This window comes from Sphingobium sp. LSP13-1-1.1 (assembly GCF_040676415.1).
Classification (GTDB): domain Bacteria; phylum Pseudomonadota; class Alphaproteobacteria; order Sphingomonadales; family Sphingomonadaceae; genus Sphingobium.
Map to the genome: position 1 here is coordinate 1 of NZ_JBEGHU010000016.1, position 24,449 is coordinate 24,449.

23 protein-coding genes are annotated in these 24,449 nt (G+C 64.2%); 14 read left to right on the plus strand and 9 right to left on the minus strand.

Going from position 1 to position 24,449, the window contains the following annotated elements:
• Positions 1–152: 152 nt before the first annotated feature.
• The 5 genes from MRBLSP13_RS11025 to hflK form a co-directional block, all read right to left on the minus strand.
• Positions 153–581, minus strand: a complete 429-nt coding sequence (locus MRBLSP13_RS11025) for a hypothetical protein (protein WP_363739464.1) — start codon at positions 579–581, stop codon at positions 153–155.
• Positions 582–597: 16 nt separating this feature from the next.
• On the minus strand, positions 598–2,223 hold the full coding sequence (locus MRBLSP13_RS11030; RefSeq protein WP_363754516.1) for a helicase HerA-like domain-containing protein: 1,626 nt from the start codon (positions 2,221–2,223) through the stop codon (positions 598–600).
• A 143-nt stretch (positions 2,224–2,366) separates the two neighbouring features.
• A complete protein-coding gene (locus MRBLSP13_RS11035; protein WP_363739468.1) occupies positions 2,367–3,875 on the minus strand; it encodes a Do family serine endopeptidase in 1,509 nt (502 codons plus the stop codon).
• Between the two features lie 110 nt (positions 3,876–3,985).
• Positions 3,986–4,831, minus strand: coding sequence for a protease modulator HflC (gene hflC / locus MRBLSP13_RS11040; RefSeq protein WP_363739470.1), 846 nt, complete (start codon positions 4,829–4,831; stop codon positions 3,986–3,988).
• A complete protein-coding gene (gene hflK / locus MRBLSP13_RS11045; RefSeq protein WP_363754518.1) occupies positions 4,831–5,958 on the minus strand; it encodes an FtsH protease activity modulator HflK in 1,128 nt (375 codons plus the stop codon). The genes hflC and hflK overlap by 1 nt, the downstream gene beginning before the upstream one ends.
• A gap of 334 nt (positions 5,959–6,292) precedes the next feature.
• Between hflK and MRBLSP13_RS11050 the strand changes: the two genes are divergently transcribed.
• From MRBLSP13_RS11050 to MRBLSP13_RS11090, 9 genes are all read left to right on the plus strand, one after another.
• On the plus strand, positions 6,293–7,066 hold the full coding sequence (locus MRBLSP13_RS11050) for an Mrp/NBP35 family ATP-binding protein (RefSeq protein WP_414714667.1): 774 nt from the start codon (positions 6,293–6,295) through the stop codon (positions 7,064–7,066).
• Between the two features lie 79 nt (positions 7,067–7,145).
• Complete coding sequence (locus tag MRBLSP13_RS11055; protein ID WP_363739476.1) at positions 7,146–7,595, plus strand: CoA-binding protein; 450 nt, start codon at positions 7,146–7,148, stop codon at positions 7,593–7,595.
• Between the two features lie 39 nt (positions 7,596–7,634).
• Entirely contained in the window at positions 7,635–9,902 is a 2,268-nt protein-coding gene (locus MRBLSP13_RS11060) for a molybdopterin cofactor-binding domain-containing protein (RefSeq protein WP_363754520.1), read from the plus strand.
• Between the two features lie 5 nt (positions 9,903–9,907).
• On the plus strand, positions 9,908–10,879 hold the full coding sequence (gene hemH / locus MRBLSP13_RS11065; protein ID WP_363754541.1) for a ferrochelatase: 972 nt from the start codon (positions 9,908–9,910) through the stop codon (positions 10,877–10,879).
• Between the two features lie 31 nt (positions 10,880–10,910).
• Complete coding sequence (gene phbB / locus MRBLSP13_RS11070; RefSeq protein WP_363739480.1) at positions 10,911–11,633, plus strand: acetoacetyl-CoA reductase; 723 nt, start codon at positions 10,911–10,913, stop codon at positions 11,631–11,633.
• Positions 11,633–11,908: a ribbon-helix-helix domain-containing protein gene (locus MRBLSP13_RS11075; protein ID WP_363754522.1), complete on the plus strand. Its 276-nt coding sequence runs from the start codon at positions 11,633–11,635 to the stop codon at positions 11,906–11,908. Before phbB ends, MRBLSP13_RS11075 begins: the two co-directional genes overlap by 1 nt.
• A gap of 86 nt (positions 11,909–11,994) precedes the next feature.
• Positions 11,995–14,556: a TonB-dependent receptor gene (locus MRBLSP13_RS11080; RefSeq protein WP_363754524.1), complete on the plus strand. Its 2,562-nt coding sequence runs from the start codon at positions 11,995–11,997 to the stop codon at positions 14,554–14,556.
• A 172-nt stretch (positions 14,557–14,728) separates the two neighbouring features.
• Entirely contained in the window at positions 14,729–15,487 is a 759-nt protein-coding gene (locus tag MRBLSP13_RS11085) for an energy transducer TonB (RefSeq protein WP_363754526.1), read from the plus strand.
• Positions 15,488–15,530: 43 nt separating this feature from the next.
• Positions 15,531–16,214 carry a Fe2+-dependent dioxygenase gene (locus MRBLSP13_RS11090; RefSeq protein ID WP_363739488.1) on the plus strand — a complete coding sequence of 228 codons (684 nt, stop codon included), beginning with the start codon at positions 15,531–15,533 and terminating at the stop codon, positions 16,212–16,214.
• A 41-nt stretch (positions 16,215–16,255) separates the two neighbouring features.
• Here MRBLSP13_RS11090 and MRBLSP13_RS11095 read toward each other — a convergent pair whose 3' ends face one another.
• Together MRBLSP13_RS11095 and dnaN are read right to left on the minus strand one after the other, a co-directional pair.
• Positions 16,256–17,476 (minus strand): MBL fold metallo-hydrolase, encoded by a 1,221-nt coding sequence (locus tag MRBLSP13_RS11095; RefSeq protein ID WP_363754543.1) that lies wholly within the window; start codon positions 17,474–17,476, stop codon positions 16,256–16,258.
• 97 nt (positions 17,477–17,573) lie between these two features.
• Positions 17,574–18,686: a DNA polymerase III subunit beta gene (gene dnaN, locus MRBLSP13_RS11100; RefSeq protein WP_133653354.1), complete on the minus strand. Its 1,113-nt coding sequence runs from the start codon at positions 18,684–18,686 to the stop codon at positions 17,574–17,576.
• Positions 18,687–18,837: 151 nt separating this feature from the next.
• Here dnaN and MRBLSP13_RS11105 point away from each other — a divergent pair, with 151 nt between their 5' ends.
• From MRBLSP13_RS11105 to MRBLSP13_RS11115, 3 genes are all read left to right on the plus strand, one after another.
• Positions 18,838–19,350 (plus strand): hypothetical protein, encoded by a 513-nt coding sequence (locus MRBLSP13_RS11105; protein WP_133653353.1) that lies wholly within the window; start codon positions 18,838–18,840, stop codon positions 19,348–19,350.
• Positions 19,351–19,421: 71 nt separating this feature from the next.
• Positions 19,422–20,681 (plus strand): 23S rRNA (adenine(2503)-C(2))-methyltransferase RlmN, encoded by a 1,260-nt coding sequence (gene rlmN, locus MRBLSP13_RS11110; protein ID WP_363739492.1) that lies wholly within the window; start codon positions 19,422–19,424, stop codon positions 20,679–20,681.
• A 111-nt stretch (positions 20,682–20,792) separates the two neighbouring features.
• The gene (locus MRBLSP13_RS11115; RefSeq protein ID WP_363739494.1) at positions 20,793–21,218 is read left to right on the plus strand and encodes a hypothetical protein; all 426 of its coding nucleotides are present in this window, start codon (positions 20,793–20,795) and stop codon (positions 21,216–21,218) included.
• A gap of 51 nt (positions 21,219–21,269) precedes the next feature.
• Here MRBLSP13_RS11115 and MRBLSP13_RS11120 read toward each other — a convergent pair whose 3' ends face one another.
• Both MRBLSP13_RS11120 and MRBLSP13_RS11125 read right to left on the minus strand, forming a co-directional pair.
• The gene (locus MRBLSP13_RS11120; RefSeq protein ID WP_363739496.1) at positions 21,270–21,779 is read right to left on the minus strand and encodes an outer membrane protein; all 510 of its coding nucleotides are present in this window, start codon (positions 21,777–21,779) and stop codon (positions 21,270–21,272) included.
• A gap of 364 nt (positions 21,780–22,143) precedes the next feature.
• Positions 22,144–22,650 carry a porin family protein gene (locus tag MRBLSP13_RS11125; RefSeq protein WP_363754528.1) on the minus strand — a complete coding sequence of 169 codons (507 nt, stop codon included), beginning with the start codon at positions 22,648–22,650 and terminating at the stop codon, positions 22,144–22,146.
• 291 nt (positions 22,651–22,941) lie between these two features.
• Between MRBLSP13_RS11125 and MRBLSP13_RS11130 the strand changes: the two genes are divergently transcribed.
• Together MRBLSP13_RS11130 and MRBLSP13_RS11135 are read left to right on the plus strand one after the other, a co-directional pair.
• Positions 22,942–23,673: a cytochrome b/b6 domain-containing protein gene (locus tag MRBLSP13_RS11130; protein ID WP_363739500.1), complete on the plus strand. Its 732-nt coding sequence runs from the start codon at positions 22,942–22,944 to the stop codon at positions 23,671–23,673.
• A complete protein-coding gene (locus MRBLSP13_RS11135) occupies positions 23,670–24,422 on the plus strand; it encodes a molybdopterin-binding protein (RefSeq protein WP_363754530.1) in 753 nt (250 codons plus the stop codon). The genes MRBLSP13_RS11130 and MRBLSP13_RS11135 overlap by 4 nt, the downstream gene beginning before the upstream one ends.
• Positions 24,423–24,449 lie beyond the last annotated feature (27 nt).

Genomic DNA, 24,449 nt, shown 5'->3' on the forward strand with positions numbered 1-24,449 from the left:
GCGGGGTATTCGTTGTGCTCGGCACGCTTTGCAGATGGTGGCGATTGAAAAAGCTCAGGATGCACGTCCGGTCCAAGCGAAATTTAGCTGCAGGCCTCTCCGAACCGGACTGACTGCAACCCACCCAAATCAGCCAGCCCGGTAAGGGTTCTTCAGCGATCCGGCTGCAGCAGGATGCCGCTCACCGAACCATTGCGGACCGAGCACACGAAGGGCACGGCGCCGCTGTCGCCAGATGGGCGGACCTCGCCTTCGACTTCCCATCCGGTCGACATGGTGCTGGCGGCGATCCGTCCCAGGATCCTGGCGCCTGGCCCGGCTTCCTCCCGCGCCTTGGCGGCGCAGGCATTGCGTGCTGCCGTCGCTGTCCGGATCGGTCCGTAGCCGGGCGAAACATAGGGCTGGCGCCTGGCGTCGCGTTCGGCCTGGCGGTCGCGGGCGATATCGCTGGCGATCGCGGCGTCCGCGGCGCGGTGGAGGTCGCGATAATCCTGCGCGCGCACGGGCAAGGCCAGTGCCAGGCCCAGTGCGCTCATGGCCACGGCACTCGCGCGCATGGTGAAGATGATCGTCTCTCGCATGATGTTTCTCCCCCGCTTATTTGAACAGGCTGCCCAGGATGCCGCGCACCAGTTGCCCCGCAATTCCGCCCGACCTGCGGCTCGACCCGCCAAAGACCGCGCGGCCCAGTTCATTGGCGACCTGACGCCCGACCGATGAGGCGGCCGAGCGGGTGGCGGACTGGATCGCCTTGTCGAAGGATGATGGCCTGGCGGCTTCGCGCGCGGCGGCGGCGTCCTGCCGGGCCTGTTCCTTGAGTTCAGCCTCGCGCTGTTTGGCCTCGACCTTGGCCTGCGCGGCGGCGGCCCTGTCGGCTTCGGCCTGGGCCTTGGCGGCCTGTGCCGCGGCGACAGCGGCCTGACCTTTCGCGGCAAGGATCTCCTCTGCGGATTCGCGGTTGACCGACACGTCATATTTACCGGCGCAGGGGGATATGGATTGGATGATCGCCCGTTCCTTCGCATCGAGCGGGCCAAGGCGCGAGCGGGGCGGCGCAATCAATGTGCGCTGGACGATGCCGGGCGATCCGTCCTCCTGCAGCAGCGACACCAGCGCCTCCCCCACCTTGAGTTCGGTGATCGCGGTTTCGACGTTCAGGTCCGGATTGACGCGGAAGGTATCCGCCGCTGCCTTGATCGCCTTCTGGTCGCGGGGGGTGAAGGCGCGCAGGGCGTGCTGCACCCTGTTGCCGAGCTGGCCCGCGACATCCTCCGGAATGTCGATCGGGTTCTGCGTCACGAAATAGACGCCCACGCCCTTGGAGCGGATCAGGCGCACGACCTGCCCGATCTTGTCGGTCAGCGCCTTGGGCGCATCGTCGAAGAGGAGATGGGCCTCGTCGAAGAAGAAGACGAGCACCGGCTTGTCCGGATCGCCCACTTCGGGCAGCGTCTCGAACAGTTCGGAAAGCAGCCAGAGCAGGAAGGTGGCGTAGAGCTTGGGGCTCTGCATCAGCTTGTCGGCGGCCAGGATGTTCACATAGCCGCGCCCTTTCTCGTCGACCTTCAGCATGTCGTGAATGTCGAGCGCCGGCTCGCCGAAGAAATGATCGCCGCCCTGCGCATCAAGCTGAAGCAATTGCCGCTGGATCGCGCCGACGCTGGCCTTGGTCACATTGCCGTAGCGGGCGGAGAGGCTGTCGGCATTTTCGGCGCAATAGGTCAGCATCGCCTGCAGGTCGCCCAGGTCGAGCAGCAGCAGCCCTTCCTCATCGGCATATTTGAAGGCGATGGAAAGCACGCCCTCCTGTGTCTCGTTGAGGTCCATCAGGCGGGAAAGCAGCAGCGGTCCCATTTCGCTGACGGTGGTGCGGATGGGATGTCCCTGTTCGCCATACAGATCCCAGAAGATGGCGGGGTTGTCGGCATAGCTGTAATTGTCGATGCCGATTTCCCGGGCGCGGGCGACCAGCTTGTCGGCATTTTTCGCGGTGGGGGAACCGGCCATGGAAATGCCCGCCAGGTCGCCCTTCACATCGGCAAGGAAAACGGGGACGCCCTGCGCGGAGAAGCCCTCGGCAATGCCCTGGAGCGTCACGGTCTTGCCCGTGCCGGTCGCGCCGGCGATCAGCCCGTGGCGGTTGGCCCGGCGCAGGTTCAGCGTCTGGGGGATGCCGCCGTCCTTGTCCGGCGCGCCAAGGCCGATGAAGATGCCGTCGCTCATTTCGCGTCATTCTCCCAAAAGGTGACGGGTCGCGCCCACCGGAGTCTGCCGTCCCTTTGTAGAGGCGAGGCAGCCCTTCCGGCAAGCGCGACCCGTAACGATCGGCTGGTTTTCAGTTCTTTGCCCGACGGGCGGTGCGCGCCTTATTTGTCGCGCAGCCGCACCGGCAGGAACACGGCCGGCTGGCCACGCCGCAGCACCTGAAGCAGGATCGCGCTGCGGCCTTGCGCCGACACCGCCTTCACCTGCGCGTCGAGTTCCGCCTGGGTGGCGACGGGGCGGTTGTTCGCGGTGATGATGACATCGCCGCGCCGCAGCCCCTTGGCGCCCGCATCGGTCGAACCGTCGACGGCTGTGATCACGATTCCCCGCGTATCGGCTGCGATGCCGAGCTGGCGGATGATGGTCGAGGTCAGCGGAATGGCCGAAATGCCGAGCGACTGCTGGCTGGCCTGCCCGTTGCTGGACGGGTTGTCCGGCTGCTGGCTGAAATCATCGTCCTGGCTCTGGGCGAAGGCGTTGAGTTCGTCTTCCGACGGGCGTTCGCCCACGACCGCCGTCACCGACTGGCGCTGGCCGTTGCGCAGCAGCACGATGGGGACGCGCGCGCCGATCGGCTGGGAAGCCACGATGGAGGAGAGATTCTGGTCCGGCGTCACTTCCTGGCCCGCGACGCTGACGATCACGTCGCCCGCCTTGATCCCGGCCTTGTCGGCGCCCTTGCCCGGCTCCACGCCCTGGACGAACTCACCGCGATTCTTGGCCAGACCCAGGGAATCGGCCAGATCCTCGCCCAGAGGGCTGATCTGGATACCCAGATAGCCGCGCTTGACGGCCTGGCCCTTGCGCAGGGTGTCCACAATGGGCGCAGCCTGTTCCGAAGGAATGGCGAAGCCGATGCCGACATTGCCGCCGGAGGGCGAGAGGATCTGGCTGTTGATGCCGATCACATTGCCGCGCATGTCGAACATCGGGCCGCCGCTATTGCCCTGGTTGATCGACGCGTCGGTCTGGATGAACTTGTCGTAGGTGCCCCCGGTGCCGCGATGCACGGCGGAGATGATGCCGGCGGTCACCGTGCCCGACAGGGCGAAGGGATTGCCGATGGCGATCACCCAGTCACCGACGCGCGCCTTGGTGCTGTCGCCGAACTTGACGAAGGGCAGGGCCTTCTTCGGCTCGATCTTGAGCACGGCGATGTCGGTCGCGGGGTCGCGGCCCACCAGCTTGGCGGGATATTCCTCGCTGTTGGTCAGCGTGACGGTGATGGAATCGACGCTCGCGCCTTCCGCTCCGGCCGACACCACATGGTTGTTGGTGACGATATAGCCGTCAGCCGAAATGATGAAGCCCGACCCCAGCGATTGCGCCTGTCGGGTCTGGGGCTTTCCGCCCGGAGCGCCGAACAGGTCGCCAAAGGGCGTGCCGGCAAAGGGGTTCTGCACCTGGACGCGCTGCTTGGTGGAAATGTTGACCACCGCCGGTTGCAGCTTTTCGACCATGTCGGCCAGGCTCGCCGGGGCGCCGGCCGGCGCAGCGGCTTGCATGCCCTCATTCTGGGCGATCTGCGCGCCGACATTCGGGCTGGAGGTAACGGCTATGGCGGTGCCGCCGAGCAGCAGGGCGCCGGTAATGGCATAAGCGTAACGCACTCGTGACGGTCCTCTCATGAACTTGGCGAAGGAAAGGCGGGACTCTGCGATGAGCGGGATGCGCCGCCTAGCCTTAACCCTCATTGAATGACGCTGGTTCCGTAATGAAATCAGTGTCCCTGGAACTGCTTCAGGAAATCATTGTCCCGGGAAAGGACCATCGTGGTCGACCCCTGCCGGTCCGGAGCGAAAGTATAGCGATAGGCCTGCATGGCGCGATAGAAATCATAGAATTGGGCGTCCTTGCCGAAGCTTTCCGAATAGATGCGGGCGGCGTTGGCATCCGCTTCGGCGCGGATGATCTGCGCCTGCTTCGCGCCCTGGGCGCGGATGGTGAGCGCTTCCTGCTCCCGCGCCGTGCGCATGCGGGTGAACGCGCTTTCCAGCGGCGCGCCGTCGGGCAGGTCGGCGCGCTTGATCCGCACATCGACGATCTGCGCGCCATATTGCCGGGCGACGCGATTAAGGCCCGCCTCGATATTGTCCATCACCTGGCCCCGTTCAGGGGAGAGCAGCGCCGCGAAAGGCCGCTTGCCCAGTTCGTTGCGCAGCGCGGAGCCCAGAATCGGGCGCAGCGCGTCCGACACCCGGTCTTCGCTGCCCGCCGCGATGTACATGCGCAGCGGATCGACGATGCGGTACCGGGCGAAGGCGTCGACCTGGAGGCGCAACTGGTCGGTGGAAAGCACCTGCTGCCGCTCCATCTCCACCGACAGGACGCGCTTGTCGATCCAGACGACCTGGTCGATGAACGGCCAGCGCAGGATGATGCCCGCGCCGGTCTTGCCGAAATCCTCGTTCGGGCGATAACGGTTGATGATCTTCTTGGGATCGCCAAAACGCACGATCACGCCCTGCTTGGTTTCGGGCACGATGGCGATGGTGCTGCCGATCAGCAGCAGCGCGGCGATGGCGAGCAGCGCCAGCGCGACGGGATGGCGGACAAGGTTCTGCATCACTGGCCCTCCACGGTCGCGCTGCCCTGCGCGGCAGTGCCCTGCGCCCGGCGCTTGAGTTCGGGAAGGGGCAGATAGGGCGTGACATTGCCGCTTTCGACGATGGTCTTGTCGACGTTCGACAGAACACCCTCCATGGTTTCATAATACATGCGGCGGCGGGTGACGTCGGGCGCCAGCCTGTACTGCTCATAGACCTTGTCGAAGGCGGCGGCTTCACCCTGCGCCTTGGCGGTCACCTGCTGCGCGGCGGCGCGGGCTTCGTTGAGATAGGTCTGCGCCGTCTGCTGCGCCGCGGACACCGCCTTGAACGCGTCATTGACGGCGGTCGGCGGATCGGCCTGCTTGATCGCGACGCCCTGCACCCGGATGCCGGATCGGTAGCCGTCCAATATTTCCTGCATCCGCTGCTCGACCTGCTGCTCGATCTCGGTACGACCGGCGCCCAGCGCATCCTCCAGGCTGACGCTGGCGACGACGGAGCGCATGGCGCTTTCGGCGACTTCACGCACGGATGAGTCCGGGTCGGAAAGCTGGAACAGGTAAAGTTCCGGGCTGCGGATGTTCCAGCGCACCGAATAGGCGAGGTCGATGATGTTCTGGTCGCCGGTCAGGACCAGATTCTCGCTCTCTGCCCGGGTCGAACCGATGTCTATGGTGCGGATTTCCTCGACATCCACGGTCGTCACATTCTCCAGCGGCGCGGGCAGCGTCAGGCTGATGCCGGGGGAGAGGGTACGGCTGTATTTGCCCAGCAGGGTGACGACGCCGCGCTCCTGCGGACCCACGCGGTGGAAACAGGTCAGGACCAGCCACAGCACCACCAATATGCCGATGGCGGCGGGCCACAGTGCCTTGCCGGACGGGCGTGGCGGCAGATTGCCGAAGCCGCCGCCGCCCTGGCCGAAGCTTTCCTTGCTGCGGCGGAGCAGTTCCTCGATCGCCGAAGGGCCCTTGGCGCCGGGGCGTCCCGGCTGGGTCCAGGGGTTGCGCGGTCCATCGCGCCCCTTGCCTTCGTCGCCCTTGCCCTGGCCGTCACTGCCGTCCGGGCCGTCGCCCTTGCCGCCCCACGGACCCTGGACCATGGCGTTCGCTATGCCCGGTATCCACCCGAAAAATCTCTTCATGCCCTCTCTATAGGTAGGCTCTCCGGCGAAAAACAGTGCCCATCGCAACGATTATTGTTTCGAATGATGTCGGTGGCGAAGAAAAACGGCCGCCTGCCGGTTTCGTCCGATGAGGAAATTCCCTAGATGGCCTGCCATGACTCAGCTTGAAGATTTCGCCGCCCGCCTGAAAACGCTGACCGACGGCCGCGCCAGCGCGCCGCGCCTCAAGGACGGGGTGATGTCGCTGGCGCTGGACGTGGCGGGCCTGTCGCCCGAGCAGCGTGATGCGGTGGCCGCCGCGATCCGCGAGGGCGGGCTGGCCGTGCCCGGCGTCGATGATGTGCGCATCGCCATGACGGCCGAGCGCAAGCCGCTGAGGATCGTTGCCGTCGCATCCGGCAAGGGCGGGGTCGGCAAATCAACCCTCTCGGCCAATCTTGCGGTCGCGCTGCGGCGGCTGGGGGTAAAGGTCGGACTGGTCGACGCCGACATTTACGGCCCCTCGCAGGCGCGCCTGATGGCGAGCGAGGACAGGAAACCGCAGGCGCGGGACAAGCAGCTTATCCCGGTGCAAAGCCCCCTCGGCATTCCGATGCTGTCCATGGGACATCTGGTCGAACCCGGGAAGGCGCTGGCCTGGCGCGGGCCCATGGCGGGCAATGCCCTGGCCCAGCTGATCGAGGCGGATTGGGGCGATGTGGAACTGTTGATCGTCGACATGCCGCCGGGCACGGGCGACGTCCAGCTTTCGATGGTGCAGAAGCACAAGCCGGTCGGCGCCGTCATCGTCTCCACGCCCCAGGATCTCGCGCTGATCGACGCGGTCCGGGCGGTGAGCCTGTTCGAACAGACGCAGGTGCCGATCATCGGTCTGGTCGAGAATATGGCCGGCTATGCCTGTCCCCATTGCGGGGAAATGTCCGATCCCTTCGGGCAGGGCGGTGCGGAAGCCGCCGCCGGGGAGATGGGCATGCCCTTCCTGGGGCGCATTCCGCTGGCCATCGACATTCGTCGCCGCTCCGATGCGGGCGATCCTCCTGCGGCCGACGCGGATGGGTACGGCGCCACCTTCCGAGCCATTGCGGAGAAGGTTGCGGCCTGGCTGGAGGGCAGGGCGGGCTCTTAAGCCTCGCCCGTGGTTGGGGGAACGGCTTGCGTCCCTCCCGCGTCCTTCCCATGTCATGGTAAATATGGAGGACCGCTGCATGCCGCTTACCGATGCGCAGGACATAGCTGATCTGTTGAACGAAACCCGTACCATAGCGCTGGTCGGGATTTCCGACCGGCCCGACCGGCCGAGCTATGGCGTGATGAAGACGCTGCAGGATCACGGTTATCGCGTGCTGCCGGTCAATCCGCAGATCGCCGGCGAGCATGTCCATGGCGAATTCGTCTGGGCCAGCCTGTCGGACATCGGCGTGCCGATCGACATGGTCGACATTTTCCGCCGCAGCGAGGCGGCGGGGGATGCGGTGGACGATGCCATAGCCGCCGGGGCCAAGGCCGTCTGGATGCAACTGGCCGTGATCAATGAGGCGGCCGCCGCCAGGGCGGAGGCGGCGGGACTCAAGGTGGTCATGGATCGCTGTCCCGCGATCGAGATACGCCGCCTCCGGCTCGACCCGGTCACGAACCGTTCGGCAGGCGCGCAATAGGGCTTTGCAGAGCTTCCAAGCCTCTTTATCAGCGGTTTCATGGGGCGCGCACCGCGGAAGCAGGGTCAGCAGACGAAAAGGGGCTTGAACCGGCGCAGCCTGCTTGTCGGCGGGGGCGCGACGGCGGGGCTTTTGCTGGCATGGGCGGTATGGCCCCGATCCTATCGCCCCAATCTCAACACCGCGCCGGGTGAGACGGCCTTCAACGCATTCCTGAAGATCGACCGGACCGGCCAGGTGGTCGTGATCGTGCCGCAGACGGAGATGGGGCAGGGTGTCACCACCCTGCTGCCGCAGATACTGGCGGACGAACTGGGGGCGGACTGGCGGACCGTCGGGGTGCAGAGCGCGCCGATCGGCCCGCTCTATGCCAATGTCCTGCTGGCGCGCGAATGGCTGGCCAGTGACTGGAGCCGGCTGGCGGGCGGAGCGGGCGAATGGACCATCGACCAATATGCGATCCGCCGCGCCCTGATGCTGACCGGAGCGGGCACGTCGATCCCGATGTTCCACCAGGCCTATAGGGAGGCGGGGGCGGCGGCGCGGGTTCTGCTGTGCAAGGCGGCGGCGGCCCGCTGGGACGTCGCCTGGGAAAGCTGCGATATCCAGAACGGCATCATTTCCGACGGCGGACAGCGCAGATTGAAGCTGGGCGAGGTGGTGGAGGATGCGGCCACCTACGACCTGCCCGAGATCCTGCCTTTCCGCCAGTCGGAGGTGGACCGGCTGGCGGGGCAGGATCTGCCGCGGCTCGACACCCCGTCCAAGATCGACGGCAGCCATAATTTCGCGGCCGACATCCGCCTGCCCGACATGGTCTTCGCCTCCATCCGCCAGGGTCCCATCGGCGACGCCGTCCTGAAAAGCGTCAATGAGCGGGCGGCGAAATCCGTCACCGGATTCCTGAAGCTGGTGCGGCAGGAACGCTGGGTCGCGGTGGTGGCCAGCAACTGGTGGGCGGCAAACAGGGCGCTGGACCTGGCCGATCCCCTCTTCGCGCTGTCCGGCAAGCCGGTGGACAGTGCCGGGATCCAGGCAACGCTGGAGCAGGCCTTTTCCGGTTCCGGCGAACGGCTCTACGCGCAGGGTGATCTGGGGCCGCTGTTCGAGGATGCGACCATCCTCGCCAGTGAATATAGGGTGGCTCCAGGGCTGCACCTGGCGCCGGAGCCGATGTGCGCCACCGCCCGGATCAGCGAGGACAGCGCGGAGGTGTGGATGGCGACGCAGGCGCCCGGCCTGGCGCGCGCCGCCATCGCCCGCGCGCTGGGGCTGCCGGCGCAGGCGGTAACGCTATACCCGCTGCATGCCGGCGGGGGCTATGGACGCCGTATGGACTTCGACGCGGGTGTGCAGGCCGCGCTGCTTTCCCGCGAAATGGGGCGTCCCGTGCAACTGCTCTGGTCCCGGCTCGAGGATGTGATCCAGGACCGGCCCAGCGCCCCCGCCCATGCGCGCATGGCGGGCAAGCTGGGTCGCAACGGAGCGGTCGAAGGCTGGTCGGCGAAGGTTGCCGCCCCCTGCGCCATGACCCAGACATGGGCGCGCATCGCCCATGGCAAACCCGTATATGAAGCCAGCGCCGATGCCGCCGGCACGTCCACCCGGCTGGCGGTGGCGGGCATGGAACTGCCCTATGCCGTGCCCAATTGGGCGGTGGATCATTTCCCGGCCGATGTCGGCCTGCGCCTGGGGTTCGCGCGCGGCAACGCGCATCTGCACGGCGCTTTCTTCACCGAAAGCTTCATGGACGAACTTGCCCATCAGGCGCAGATGGAGGCGATGTCCTTCCGCATCCAGATGCTGGGCGGCAATCCCCGGCTCGCACATTGCCTGACCACGGTGGGCGCGATGGGCGGCTGGCAGGGCGGCATAGAGGGAAGCGGGCAGGGGCTGGCGGCGCATGTGATGAACGGCGCCTTCATCGCCGTCATGGTGGAGGCGGGCATAGCCGAGGGCAAGCTCCAGGTGTCGCGGATCATCGCTGCCGTTGATGGGGGGGAGCAGATCAATCCCGACGTCGCCAGACAGCAGGTCGAAAGCGGCCTGATCCACGGCCTGGCCTTCGCCATGGGTGCGTCCGTCCCCTATGCGAAGGGCATGCCGACGCGGGCGATTCTGGGCCGCATGGGTCTGCCCCGCCTCGGCGATGTGGGGGAGGTTACCGTTGAACTGGTGCGCAGCACCGCGCCCCCCGCCGGGCTGACGGATCTCGGCGCCCCGCTGGTGGCGCCTGCTGTCGCCAATGCACTGTTCACCACTGCCGGGCGGCGTTTCCGCACCGTGCCCCTGCTGATGGAAGGGTGAAGCCTGTGGGCAAGATCGGCCTGCTCCTTATCAATCTCGGCACGCCCGATGGCCCGGACCCTGCGTCGGTGCGGCGCTATCTTGCCGAATTCCTGTCCGACCGCCGCGTCGTGGAAATCCCGCCATTGCTGTGGCAGCCGATATTGCGCGGCCCGATCCTGCTGACGCGTCCCAGGAAATCCGCCCATGCCTATCGCCAGGTCTGGATGAAGGAGGGGGGACCGCTCGCGGTTTACACGCGCGATACCGCCCACGCCATGCAGGAACGGATGGGTCCGGACGTGATGGTGGATTGGGCGATGCGCTATGGTAATCCGGCGGTCGGCGCGCGGCTGGAAGCCATGGTCGCCGCCGGGTGCAATCGCATCCTTCTGGCGCCGCTTTATCCCCAATATTGCGCGGCGACGACGGCCAGTGCGCTCGACGCCGCCTATGCCGCGCTCGCAAAGATGCGGGCGCAACCGGCGATCCGTACGCTGCCGCCCTATCATGTCGATCCGGCTTATATCGAGGCGCTGCGCGCATCGACGCAGGCGCAACTCGCCTCGCTGGATTTCGCGCCGGACCTGCTGATCGCCAGCTTCCACGGCATGCCGGAGCGCACAAGGCAATTGGGCGATCCCTATCGCGACCAATGCGTGGATAGCGCAAGGCTGCTGGGCGAGGCATTGGGGCGGGAGGTGCGCGTCACCTTTCAATCGCGTTTTGGCCCTGCGAAATGGCTGGGTCCGGCGACGGATGAGTTGCTGCGCCAGCTCCCTTCCGAAAATGTCCGGAATGTTGCTGTCCTGACCCCCGGATTTTCGGCGGACTGCCTGGAAACCCTAGAAGAAATCGCCATTCGCGGTAAAGAGGACTTTATCGCTTCCGGCGGTAATAATTTTGTCCATTTGAGTTGTTTGAACGCGTCTTCGGACGCTATTAATCTGTATGAAGATCTGGCCCGTCGCGAACTGGCTGGCTGGTTGGAGAGATAAGTTTCGTCCCGTTTTTTGAAGGAGAGCCACCATGAGCAAAGTTGCAGTCGTCACGGGCGGAACACGTGGAATTGGCGAGGCAATCAGCCTGGCCCTCAAGGAGATGGGGTTCACGGTCGCGGCCAACTATGCCGGCAATGACGCCAAGGCGCAGGCCTTTTCGGAAAAGACCGGCATAGCCTCCTTCAAATGGGACGTGGGCGACCACCAGGCCTGCCTGGACGGCTGCGCGCAGGTGACAGAGGCGCTGGGGCCGATCGATGTCGTGGTCAACAATGCCGGCATCACGCGCGACGGCGTGCTGGCGAAGATGAGCTTTGACGACTGGAACGAGGTGATGCGCATCAATCTGGGCGGTTGCTTCAACATGGCGAAGGCGACCTTCGGGGGAATGCGGGAACGCGGCTGGGGCCGTTTCGTCAATATTGGTTCGATCAACGGCCAGGCGGGCCAATATGGTCAGGTCAACTATGCCGCCGCCAAGTCGGGCATCCATGGCTTCACCAAGGCGCTGGCGCAGGAAGGTGCAAAATATGGCGTCACCGTCAATGCGATCGCGCCGGGCTATATCGATACGGACATGGTAGCCGCAGTGCCGCCGCCGGTGCTGGAGAAGATCGTGGCCAAGATTCCCGTCGGCCGCCTGGGCCGCGCCGAGGAAATAGCCCGTGGGGTCGCCTTTTTCTGCAGTGAGGACGGCGGTTTCGTGACCGGCAGCACGCTGTCGATCAATGGCGGCCAGCACATGTACTGATGGAAGAGGAGGGGCGTTCCCAAGGCGCTTCGGCGTCGGCGACATCGCCCTTCGCTCCGCCGGTCAAGCGCAGCGTGACCATTGCGGGCCATCAGACCGCGATCAGCCTTGAGCCGATATTCTGGCAAGCCCTTCGCGCGGCCGCTGCGCGAGAGGATTTGCCGGTAAACGCGTTGATCGCGCGCATAGATGTGGCCCGCATGGCGGCGGCCGACCCACCCAACCTTGGCAGCGCCATAAGGTGCTGGCTCTTCGACGATACTATACGATCATAAAATAATAATTATTCGCAATAGCGTTGACTCTGCGAACAAGTCGCAATAGCAGACCCCTCAAGTTTCAAGAAAGGGGTTCTGTTTTCATGTCCAAAGCACTGTCACGGCCTTCCTTCCTGGCGCTGAGCTGCGTCGGCGCCATGGCGTTCGCATCGTCCGCCCAGGCTCAGGATAATGCGCAGGGGCCCAGGCTCGGCGGGATGACGGTCACCGATACGGCGATCGACGAATCCCCCGTCAAGGTAGAGAAGGCCGAATCGCCCAAATATACTCGCCCGCTGCTCGATACGCCTCAGACCATCACCGTGATCGGCAAGGAAACCATCCAGCAGCAGAACCTGCTGACGCTGCGCGAAGTGCTGTCCACGGTTCCAGGCATCACCTTTGGCGCTGGCGAGGGCGGCTTCGGCTATGGCGATCGCATCATCCTGCGCGGGCAGGACGCGAAGAACGACGTGACGGTCGATGGCGTGCGATCCGGGGCATTCCTGAACCGCAACGAAGTCTATAATATCGAGCAGGTCGAAGTCACCAACGGCGCCAATTCGGTCATGAACGGTGGCGGTTCGGTTGCCGGCACGATCAACCTGGTTACGAAGCGCCCGCTGGCCGACGACCAGATCATCCTCAATGCAGGGATCGGCACCGACAACTATTATCGCGCGACCATCGATGCGAACAAGCGTGTCAACGACCTGATCGCGGTGCGCCTCAATGCCGTCTATCACGCCAATGACGTGCCCGGTCGCGATGTCGAGGATTACAAGCGCTGGGGCGTCGCGCCCGCCATCACGATCGGTATCGACAGCCCGACCAGCCTGACGCTGCAGGGGGAATATCTGGATGACAAGGCGATGCCGCAATATGGCATCCGCTATTTCCCGGCGCTGGGCGGCATCCTCAAGCAGTTCGACCGTTCCGGCTATTACGGCTTCGCCAATCTGGACCGGCAGGACAGCAAGACCAAGTCGTTGCAGGCGATCTTCAGCCATGCCTTCAGCGACACGGTCAAGGTCCGCAACCTGACGCGCTACGAACATATCCGCCAGGATACGGTGACCAGCCAGCCGAACGGCGTCTTCTGCCTCGACAACGGCACGGCAGCCGGCTTCAATCCGGACACCGGCGGCGCCTGCACCCAGCGCATCGGGACAACAGCGGCGGGCGAGACGTTGACCATTCCGGTGGGCTATTATGTACCGACGGGCGGTCGCGGGAACCAGCGTTTCATCACCAATGAGACCGCCTATAACCAGATCGACCTCAGCGCCGATTTCGACACTGGCGGCATCGGCCATACGCTGGTCGTCGGCGGCTCTGCCTTGTGGGAGCGTTACGACCAGTTGCAGGGCAGCCTGGGCCGCACCGCCAGCGGCTTCGATCCCTATGCCGCGCCCTTTACGGCCCCGGCAACCGGCGCGGGTGCGGCCAACCTGGCCTATAATGCCGCCGCCAGCCTGGGCTTCTACCTGCCGCTGGTGAACATAGCCGATCCGTCGTCGGGCATCGTCGGCCCGGCCGCGACCTCTGGCCTGGCGCGCGTCTATGGCAGCAACAATTATGTCGGCCCCGTCAACTTCACCCTCGGCACGCATAATGTGGGCGAGCAGACCAGCTATGCCGCCTATCTGTTCGACACGATGAAGTTCACCGACTGGTTCGAGATCAACGGCGGTATCCGTTATGAGAAGGTCCGGGGCTTCAACCGCACCTTCACCTACAACACGACCGGCGGATCGGCGCAGCTCGGCCAGATCAGCACGGTCGGCAACCGGCTGGAGATCGATGACAATCTCTTCTCTTTCCGCGTGGGCGCTGTCGTGAAGCCGACGCCAGATACCAGCCTGTATGTCGCTTTCGGCAACTCCAAGCTGCCATCGAAATCGTCGGTCGACGGCAGCTGTACGGCGGACAATGTGGCCGGCGGTGGCGGCTCCTGCAATGTCAGGCCCGAGACCACGAAGAATTACGAGATCGGCGCGAAGGCGGACCTCTTCGACAAGCAGTTGCTGCTGACGCTGGCGCTGTTCCGCAATGATCGCAACCAGATCAAGGTCGTGTCAGGCGATCCGCTTCTGCCTGATCAGGCGACGGACGGTTTCCAGCGGGTGCAGGGCCTGTCCTTCGGCGCGTCGGGCAACATCACCAGCAACTGGACCATTTCGGCCAACTACATGTATCTCAAGAGCAAGATCAAGCAGGGCGTCTCCGACTATTGCCTTGCCCATCCCGGCGCGACCGATCCGGCGGCGGGCACCTGCGCGAACAGCACTGCCTTCCCTGATCCGACTGCGGGCTATTCGCTGACCAACACGCCGAAGCATTCGGGCAGCCTGTTCACCACCTACCGCTTCGGCTTTGGGCTGGAGCTGGGCTATGGCCTGACCTATCAGGGCAGCTTCCTGATGAACCAGCCTAGTCTCGCCCAGCTCGTCGCCAACAGCTATGTCGGCTACCGGGTGCCCAGCTACACCATTCACCGTTTCATGGCGTCCTATCCGATCACGGAAAAGCTGAAGGCGCAGGTGAACGTGCAGAACTTCACCAACGAGAAATATGTGACCACCGTTCGCACCAACATCAACAACAGCTGGGCGCAGCCGGCCCCGACCCGATCGGCCGTGTTCAGCCTCAACTACATGTTCTGACGATCCTGTCCCCCGGCAATCGTCCCTTGCCGGGGGACACGGGCGGGTGGCGATGCACTCCTATCCTCCTCGGGTCGCCACCCGCCCGATCCCATATAAAGATGCGATTGAGTAGCATTAGGATTCGCGTTATGGACGGCCTTCGCCTGCACGGCGGCAAAGGGGATCTGGCATGCTTCGCGTAGCAGATAGATTTGTGGAAGAGGGTGGGGATGATGGGGTCGTCCCCCTGTCTGCCGCGCGGCCATCCCTTTCCAGCGTGCCGGTTCAACTCGACGCTGCTCCGGCCCGCTATGGTGCCCGGAGCGGGGTGAACGTCCCCGCCATCCTTGTCATCCTCCTGCTTCATGCCCTGATCATCGCCGCGCTGGTCCATGCCCGGCATCATGTGCATCGGATGCGGGAAGCCCGGCTGTCGGTCGTGAATCTCATGCCGCCGCCGCCTCCATCTGTGAAGGCTCCGCCGCCCCCGCCGCAGAGCAGGATCGTCGCGCCGCCGCCGCTGGTGAAAGTACCTCCGGCGCCGGTGCCGACCGTGGCGACCACGCCGACCATCGTTCCTCCTGCACCACCCGCGCCGCCGCTGGCAGTCCCCGCGCCCCCTGCGCCGCCCGCCATCTCCGTGGGGCCGAGCATCGTTCAGGGCGGCGACCTGGGCACGCAGATGATTGCGGGCAAGCCGCCCCGCTATCCGGTGGAGAGCCGTCGCAAGCGTGAGCAGGGGACCGTCCTTCTTGCGTTGACGCTGGGTCTGGATGGCGCGGTGGAAAGCCTCTCCATCGCGCAGAGCAGTGGTTTTGCCCGACTGGACAATGCCGCGCGCGACGCGGTACGCGGCTGGCGCTGGAAGCCCGTGATGCGCGACGGCCAGCCCGTGCGGGTCAAGGGCGTGGTCGAAATCCCCTTCGTCCTGCGCAGCGGAGTAGAGTGAGAGACATGGCCTGCATCCTTCGTGCCCGGATCCCTTCATCGGCATGCTGACCGTCATCCCCGACCTGCTGGACGACCAGGCCGTCACGCGCGTCCGCGCATTGATCGACGCGGCGCAATGGGTCGACGGCAACGTCACTTCCGGACATCAGTCGGCGCTCGCCAAGCACAACCTGCAATTGCCGGAGGATAGCGCTGAAGCGAAGCAGGCCGGGCAGATCGTGCTGGACGCCCTTGGTCGATCGCCCCTGTTCATCGCCGCCGCGCTGCCGCTCAAGGTCTTCCCTCCACTGTTCAACAGCTATGCGGGCGGGCAGGCCTTCGGCACCCATGTGGACAATGCCGTCAGGATACAGGCGGGTACCGGCTTTCGCGTCCGATCCGACCTGTCGATCACCGTTTTTCTGGAAGAGCCCGGCGGCTATGACGGCGGGGAATTGACGATCGAGACGAATTTCGGCGTGCAGCAGGTGAAATTGCCGACGGGCCATGCCGTGCTCTATCCATCATCGTCATTGCACAGGGTGGAGCCTGTGACCCGCGGACGGCGGGTGGCCAGCTTCTTCTGGCTCCAGTCGATGGTGCGGGACGATGCGGCGCGCCAGATGCTGTTCGATCTCGACAGCAGCATCCAGGCGCTGGCCAGCACGCTGGGGCATGAGGATGCGCAGGTCATCCGGCTGACTGGCGTATATCACAATCTGTTACGGCGGTGGGCAGACGCCTGATCGCGACAGGAATGGGGAGGAGGGCGGCACGCCATGCCCGACTATTCCAGCCGCGCAACTGCGTCCGCGTCGCAGCGCCGCTTTCCGATCCGCGCGGACGACCAGGCCGGAACCTGGATCGCCTGCCCCACCTTCAAGGGCGCGAAACGCTGACGGTCGATGCCGGCGCAGCGCAGATACAGTTCCAGCAATTTGGGCGGCGTGTCCCATTTCTCGTAGGAGAGATGAAAGGTCCCCCAGTGGATGGGGATCGCGGTTGAAGCATTCAGCGTCTTGAACAGCGTCACGGCCTGCTCCGGTCCGATATGCGCGTCCGACTGCATCTGTCCCGGCCAGAAGCGGAAAGCGCCGATAGGGATCAGCGCCAGCCTGATCGGCCCAAGCCGCGCCGCTTCCTCTGCCCATGCCATGTCGCCTGCGCCGGTGTCGCCCGCGAAGAAGATATTGCCCGCTCGCGTACTGACGAAAAAGCCAGACCAGAGCGCCCGGTTTCGGTCGGTGCCCCAGCGGCTGCTCCAATGATGATTGCGCACCACATGGACGCGATAATCCGGGCAATGCTCGTAATTCTCGCACTGGATCACGCTATTCTCGCCCAGGCCGTTCAGCGCAGCGCCGCTTGTCGAACGGCCCCAGTCCAGCGCCGTTGAAGGAATGCCGTTAGCCTTCAGGATGATGTCGTTGCCCAGGCTGGTGATGATCTTCGGCCTGTCCCGCGCCCACAGTCTTTTCAGGGTGGGAATGTCCATATGATCATAATGATTGTGGCTGAGAAGAATGAGGTCGATCTTCGGCAGATCGTCGAAGCGCACGCCCGGCTGCGTCACCCGCTTCGGACCCAGCGGCGGGAAGGGGCTGGCATAGTCGGACCAGATCGGATCCGTCAGGATATTGAGGCCGGCCGCCTGAACCAGCACTGTCGCATGTCCCACCCAGGTGGCGACCATGCCGCGTGGCGCGGCGAAGGCCGGAGGGCGGGAGGGCTTTACCGCCACCCTGTCGGGCCATGGGGGTCGGTCGTCCTGCCGCAGCAGCCAGCGTGCCACCAAGCCGCGCTGGTTATGGCCCGGCGGCGCGGGATAGCGCCTTTCCCCATCGGGATTGAAGAAACGCGCGCCGTCATAATGGCGGCTGACCGGCCCTTCATAATAGATGCGGTCGAGAAAGGGTGGAACGATGGTAACCGCCAGACACAGCGTCACCGCCAGAAACAGCAGCGCCGCGCCCAATCCCCTCATGATTTTCTCGACAACTGGGCCCATGCCATTTCCCGCTCCGATCAACAGCTTGGACATAGCGTCGATCAGGACATCGGCAAGCGCTGAGAATAGCCGCGCTTTCGAAGCGCGCGGCCGATCCTCAGACGCGCATCGGCATCAGTACGTAGAGCGCCGGGCTGCGGTCGTCTTCCCGGATCAGCGTCGGCGCGGCGGCGTCGGCGAGATGCAGTTCCACCAGTTCACTGTCGATCTGGCCGAGAATATCGAGCAGATAGCGAGCATTGAAACCGATATCGAAGCCTTCGCCCTGGAACGCGCCGGGCACTTCTTCGGCCGCGGTGCCGTTTTCCGGGCTGGTGACGGACAGGGTGATCTTGTCGCGGTCCAGCGTCATCTTGACGGCGCGCGTCTTTTCCGTGGCGATGGTGGCAACGCGGTCAACACCTTCCTCGAAGCTGCGCGGGTCGATCTTGAGCAGCTTGTCATTGGCGGTCGGGATGACCCGGCTGTAATCCGGGAAAGTGCCGTCGATCAGCTTGCTGGTCAGGATCGCGTTGCCCAGGCCGAAGCGGATTTTGCTGGCGGAGAGCGAAATCTGCACAGAACCTTCGACCTCGTCGAGCAGCTTGCGCAGTTCGCCGATGCACTTCCGCGGCACGATGATGCCGGGCATGCCGTCGGCGCCATCCGGACGCGGCACGGTGACGCGGGCGAGGCGATGGCCGTCGGTCGCGGCCGCCTTCAGGACGGGTTGCCCCTCGTCGGAAACATGGAAATAAATGCCGTTCAGATAATAGCGCGTCTCTTCGGTCGAGATGGCGAAGCGCGTCTTGTCGATGATCTGCTTCAGCGTTTCGGCCGGCAGTTCGAAGCTGGTCGGCAGGTCGCCTTCCGCGATCACCGGGAAATCGTCGCGCGGCAGGGTGGACAGGTTGAAGCGGGCGCGCCCCGCCTGGATCAGCATCTTGCCCTCGGCCGCCTGGAGCGAGACCTGCGATCCTTCGGGCAGCTTGCGAGCGATGTCGAACAGGGTGTGCGCGGAAATCGTGGTCGCGCCAGGCTGTTCGACCTGCGCGGCGACGCTTTCGACGATCTGGAGGTCGAGATCGGTCGCCATCAGCTTGATCGCGCCATCCGCCGATGCTTCGATCAGCACGTTGGACAGGATCGGAATCGTGTTGCGCCGCTCCACCACCGACTGGACGTGGCTGAGGCTCTTGAGCAGCGTTGCGCGTTCGATGGTGGCCTTCATGTCCCTGTTCTGTCCGTTTCTTTTCTGCGCAAAGCCCGAACTCGGTCGAATCCGGGCGACAATGATGGATGGTCCTTCATAGCCGCTGTGACGGCCCCTGCAAGCGCTGGGTGATCGTTTCGTTTGGCAAAGGGTTGCAAAAGGGATCAGCATGCGCTTTGCCGGTGATGTGAAAGCTCCATGGCTCCTCGTCCTGCCCTTCATGATGACTGGCGTCGCGGCCGAGGCGCGGGATTCGCTGGGCGTTTTCGAAGCATGGGGCGCGTTTCGCGATCCTGCCCTTCCTGATGCCAATGGTCCGCGCTGCTATGCGCTGTCCGTGCCGGTGGCGACCGGCGGTGACGGCTTTGCCGCGGTGGGAAGCTGGCCGCGCCAGCGGGTGCGGGGTCAGGTGCATTTCCGCCTGAGCCGGATGCGGGCGAGCGATGCGGCGGTGATCCTGAATGTGGGGGATCGCCGCTTTTCACTGGTGGCGGGGCAGGTCGATGCCTGGGCGCCCGATGCGCGGGTGGATGCCGCGATCGTCGCTGCGATGCGCTCCGCGACCAGCATGAGCGTGCAAACGCGGGACGGGCGCGGGCGCGGCTTTGCCGACACCTATGCGTTGCGCGGCGCGGCCACGGCGATCGATGCGGCGGCACTGGGATGCGCGCGATTGCGGTGAGCCGGGTGGAAGTGGGCGGGTTCATGCGGTCGCCCTTCCAAATTCCCCCAAAATCCGCTATGGGCGCGGCCATGCAGACAGCCGCCAACCCCCTGATGCCGATTCCCGGCGCTATCGACCCTGTGCCCGTGCCCCGCGCCGTTACGCCCCGCGAGGATGGACGGATCGACCTGATGGGACTGTCGCGGCCGCAGATCAAGGATGTGCTGGAAGAGGCCGGGCTCGACGCCAGGCAGGCGAAGCTGCGGTCCAAGCAGCTTTTCCACTGGCTCTATCATCGCGGCGAGACTGATTTCGACGCCATGACTGACCTCGCCAAGCCGATGCGCGGCTGGATGGCGGAGCGTTTCGTCGTAGGGCGCCCGGAAGTGGTCGAGGCGCAGGTCTCCAGCGACGGCACGCGCAAGTGGCTGCTGCGCTCCGATGATGGCCAGGATTATGAGATGGTGTTCATCCCGGACGCGGATCGGGGCACGCTCTGCGTGTCGAGCCAGGTGGGCTGCACGCTCAACTGCCGTTTCTGCCATACCGGCACGATGCGGCTGGTGCGCAACCTGACGCCGGGCGAGATTGTGGGCCAGGTCATGCTGGCCCGCGATGCCCTTGGCGAATGGCCCAAGGGGAGCATGGCGTCGGCCAATGACGATGAGGCCGACGACGCCTCGCAATATACGACCGACGGTCGCATGCTGACCAACATCGTGATGATGGGGATGGGCGAGCCGCTCTACAATTTCGACCATGTGCGCGACGCGTTGAAGGTCGTGATGGACGGCGATGGCCTCGCCCTGTCGAAGCGGCGCATCACCCTCTCCACCTCCGGCGTCGTGCCGATGATGGCGCGGGCGGGCGAAGAGATCGGCGTCAACCTTGCCGTGTCGCTGCATGCCGTTACCAAGGATGTGCGCGACGAACTGGTGCCGCTCAACAGGAAGTTCGGCATCGATCAGCTTTTGCAGGCCTGCGCCGACTATCCGGGCGCGAACAATGCGCGGCGCATCACCTTCGAATATGTCATGATCAAGGACAAGAACGACAGCGACGAGGATGCGCGGGAACTGGTCCGCCTGCTCCGCCAGTACAAGCTGCCGGCGAAGGTCAATCTGATCCCGTTCAATCCCTGGCCGGGCACGGATTATGAATGTTCGACGCCCGAACGCATCAGGCGCTTTTCCGACATCGTGTTCGAGGGCGGGATCAGCGCGCCGGTGCGCACGCCCCGCGGACGGGACATCATGGCGGCCTGCGGGCAGCTCAAGTCCGCGAGCGAGAAGAAGAGTCGCGCAGAACTCGACCGGCTGGCGGCGGAGAAGCAAGCCGCGCTCGGATAGAGCGGGGCTGATGGTGCGCGCCCAAGTGGCACGAGAAACGAAACCCCGCCCGGAACGGCGGGGTTTTTCTTTGGCCCTTCGTCCGGGCGGCATGAAGAAGGGTGAATGGGAATGACGGACGAAGAGATTGAATGGATCGCGACGGGCTTTTGCGCGCGAACGCTCCCCAAGGAGGAGTGGACCCACAGGGCCCATTTTGCGATGGCATTATGGCTGATGCTGCGGCGGCCTGATCTGGTGCCGGAGCGCGACATGCCGGGGATGATCGCGGCCTATAATGAAAGCGTGGGCGGCGTGAACAGCGATACGTCCGGCTATCATGAGACGATCACACAGGCGTCGCTGGGCGCGGCGCGGGCGGTCCTGGCGGGATTGCCGGAAGGCGTGTCGCCAGGGCAAGCCTTTGCCGCGCTGATGGCCTCCCCCATGGCCGACAAGGATTGGCCGCTTGCCTATTGGTCGCGTGAGCGGTTGATGTCGGCGGAAGCGCGGCGGACCTGGATGGCGCCGGACCTGAAACCCCTGCCTTGGGCATAGAAAAAGGGCGGCCCGTCAGGACCGCCCTTTCCCTGTTCCATCCGAGAGGGATTAGAAACGGAAACCGACGCCGACGATGCCGGCATCACGGCTGACATTGTCCTCATACTCGCTGCGCTGATATTCAGCCGAGATGTAGGTGTTGCCGGTCACTGCGAATTCGATGCCACCGCCGTAGCGAACGCCTTCGATCGAACCACCGAAGTTGCTGTTCGACGCTTCGAGGCGGGTGTTGGCATAGCCGACCTTGCCGAAGGCGAGAACGCGCGGGGTCAGGATGTAGCCCAGACGGACCGAAGCAGCCAGGTCACGGCTGACTTCCGTGCCATTGCCGCCGACAGTGGTGTCGCTGAACGACACTTCCGGGCCGAAGGTGATGTTCGGGGTGACGGCCAGGTCGTAGCCGGTCGACACGCCATAAGCGAAGCCGTCGTTACCGCCGAGCTTGTCATAGCCGCCGATGACGCCCGCGCGCGGGCCAGTGAAGGGCGCGGCGTCCTGAGCGAAAGCGGGAGCGGAAATGGCGGCAGCAGCAAGGGCTGCGAAAATCACAGTCTTCATAAAATCCTCATATCATCAGAAACGAACAGTCCTGTAATTTGGACTGTCGTTTGTTCTTTTTACGGGATGACGTTACATGTCATTATTTGATCGTCATCTGGAACGCCGATATTGACCGGCCTATCCTCCCGTCCTGCATGCAGCGAAACTGATCGCTGACGACGCGCATATGTAACGAGATTGTCATTGTTGCAACATGGATATGAACTTTACAAATGTATGATGCTTTTTCGCAACAGTCTGACTTTGCATGAAAATGGGGCGGCTCCGCTGGGGCCGCCCCATTTTTGAATCGCGTCTCGCCTGGAGCGATTTCCAAGCGATCGGAAGCGATCGCTGGTTAGGAAATCGCGGGAAACCCGCTCTAGAAGCGGAAGCCGACGCCCACTACGCCCGCGTCCCGACCGCCAAAATTATTTTCATATTCGGTCCGCTGATATTCGGCCGAGATATAGGTGCGCGGCGTTACCGAATATTCGAGGCCACCGCCATAGCGGACGCCTTCCAGCGTCTGGTGGTCGCCGGGAATTTCGAAGCGGCTGTTGGCGTAGCCCACCTTGCCGAACGCCAGCACCTGCGGCGTCACGACATAGCCCAGGCGCACCGATGCGGCGAGATCGCGGCTCGCATCGACGCCGCCGAACTTGGCCGTGGAATCGCTGAACGACACTTCCGGACCGAAGGTTACGCGCGGGGTGACGGCCAGGTCATAGCCGGTGGATACACCGTAGCTGAAGCCGTCGCCGCCATGGACCTTGTCATAACCCATGGTGACGCCAGCGCGCGGCCCAGTAAAGGGTGCAGCATCCTGAGCAAAGGCAGGAACAGAAACGGTGGCAGCAGCAATCGCTGCGAAAATCGCAGTTTTCATGGTATTCCTCTTGACTTGTTCTATACCCTGAACCGGGTGAGATCGATTTATGTTCTCAATCGGTTTTTAAAAGAGACTGAGTTGTAAAATATTTTCCATTTTGTCCCTCTTGAATTGACAGGGCATCGATCCATAGAAGCTTCAAAAGCCGGGAAATTGACTTGCTCCCGGCAGGGGTGCTTATGGACCCGAAATCTGGCTCCCACATGAATGGAAGCATGAAAAATGATTCATGGGGCAGGGCAGTCCATCCTTTTTGACGCTGCTGGTGCAAAGGGGTAACAGTTGCCCATGGACCGTCTCTCATCCCAGGCAGGATCGGCCGAACCGAAGCTGGTGCTGCGCCACCGGTGGCCGACGCGTTTGTGGCATTGGCTGAATGCGTTGCTGCTCTACACGTTGTTCGCCAGCGGGCTTGGCATCTTCAACGCGCATCCCCGGCTCTATTGGGGGCAATATGGCGCGAATTTCGACCGGCCCTGGCTGGAACTTGGGCGGTTCGGACGCTGGCTGACCCTGCCCGCCCATTATGATCTGGCGATGTCGCGGCACTGGCATCTGACCGCCGCGCCGATCTTTGCCTTTGCGCTGCTCCTCTATATGCTCTGGAGCCTGTTCGGCGGGCATCTGGGGCGTGACCTCGCCTTCCGGCGGGGGGAGCTGGCGCCCCGCCACATCTGGCAGGACATCCGGGACCATGCCCGGCTGCGCTTCCCGACCGGCGAAGCGGCGCTGCGGTACAATGTTTTGCAAAAGGGAAGCTATATCGGCGTGATCTTCGTCTTGCTGCCGCTCGTGATACTGACCGGGCTGACGATGGCGCCGGGGATGAACGCGGCATGGCCCTGGCTGGTCGACCTGTTCGGCGGTCGGCAATCGGCGCGCTCGATCCATTTCATCGCGGCCTTCACGCTGGTGGCTTTCTTCCTGGTGCATATGCTGATGGTGCTGCTTGCCGGCCCCCTGAACGAAATCCGCTCGATGATCAGCGGTCGATACCGCCTGCCCGAGGTGCGGCGATGAGCCTGATCCTCAACCGGCGCAGCCTGGTGCTGGGCGCCGCTGCGACGCTTGTGGGATGCGATCGGCTTGCGAAGAACGAGACAGTCCGCGAGACGCTGTTTTCCGCCGCGAATTTCCACAAATGGGCGCAGCGCAGCCTGATGACCCGGGACGCGCTGGCGCGGGAGTTTCGGCCCGACCAGATCTCGCCCTTTTTCCGGCCCAACGGCACCGCCAATCCGAACACGCCCGAATATAAGGCGCTGTGGCGCCGCGATTTTGCCGACTGGCGGCTGGATGTAGCCGGACTCGTGGCACGGCCGCTTTCCCTTTCGCTGGCGCAGATCCGGACCTTGCCCCATCGCGAGCAGATCACGCGCCATGACTGCGTCGAGGGGTGGAGTGCCATCGGCAAATGGCGGGGCGTGCCGTTGAAGCGGATTCTGGACGTGGCGGGGCTGCGGGATGGGGCACGCTACATCGTCTTTCACTGCGCCGACGACATGGGCGGCGGAGGCGGCTATTATGAGAGCATCGATCTGGTGGACGCCTTCCACCCGCAGACCATCCTGGCCTTCGCGCTGAACGACCGGCCCTTGCGCGTGGCGAACGGCGCGCCGCTCCGGCTGAGGGTGGAGCGGCAACTGGGCTACAAGCAGGCGAAATATCTGATGAAGATTGAAGCGGTTGCAAGTCTCCACGGCATAGCAGGAGGGAAGGGCGGCTATTGGGAGGACCGCGCCGGCTATGATTGGTATGCAGGCATTTGACGCGAACGAAATGACCTGACAGGGTGG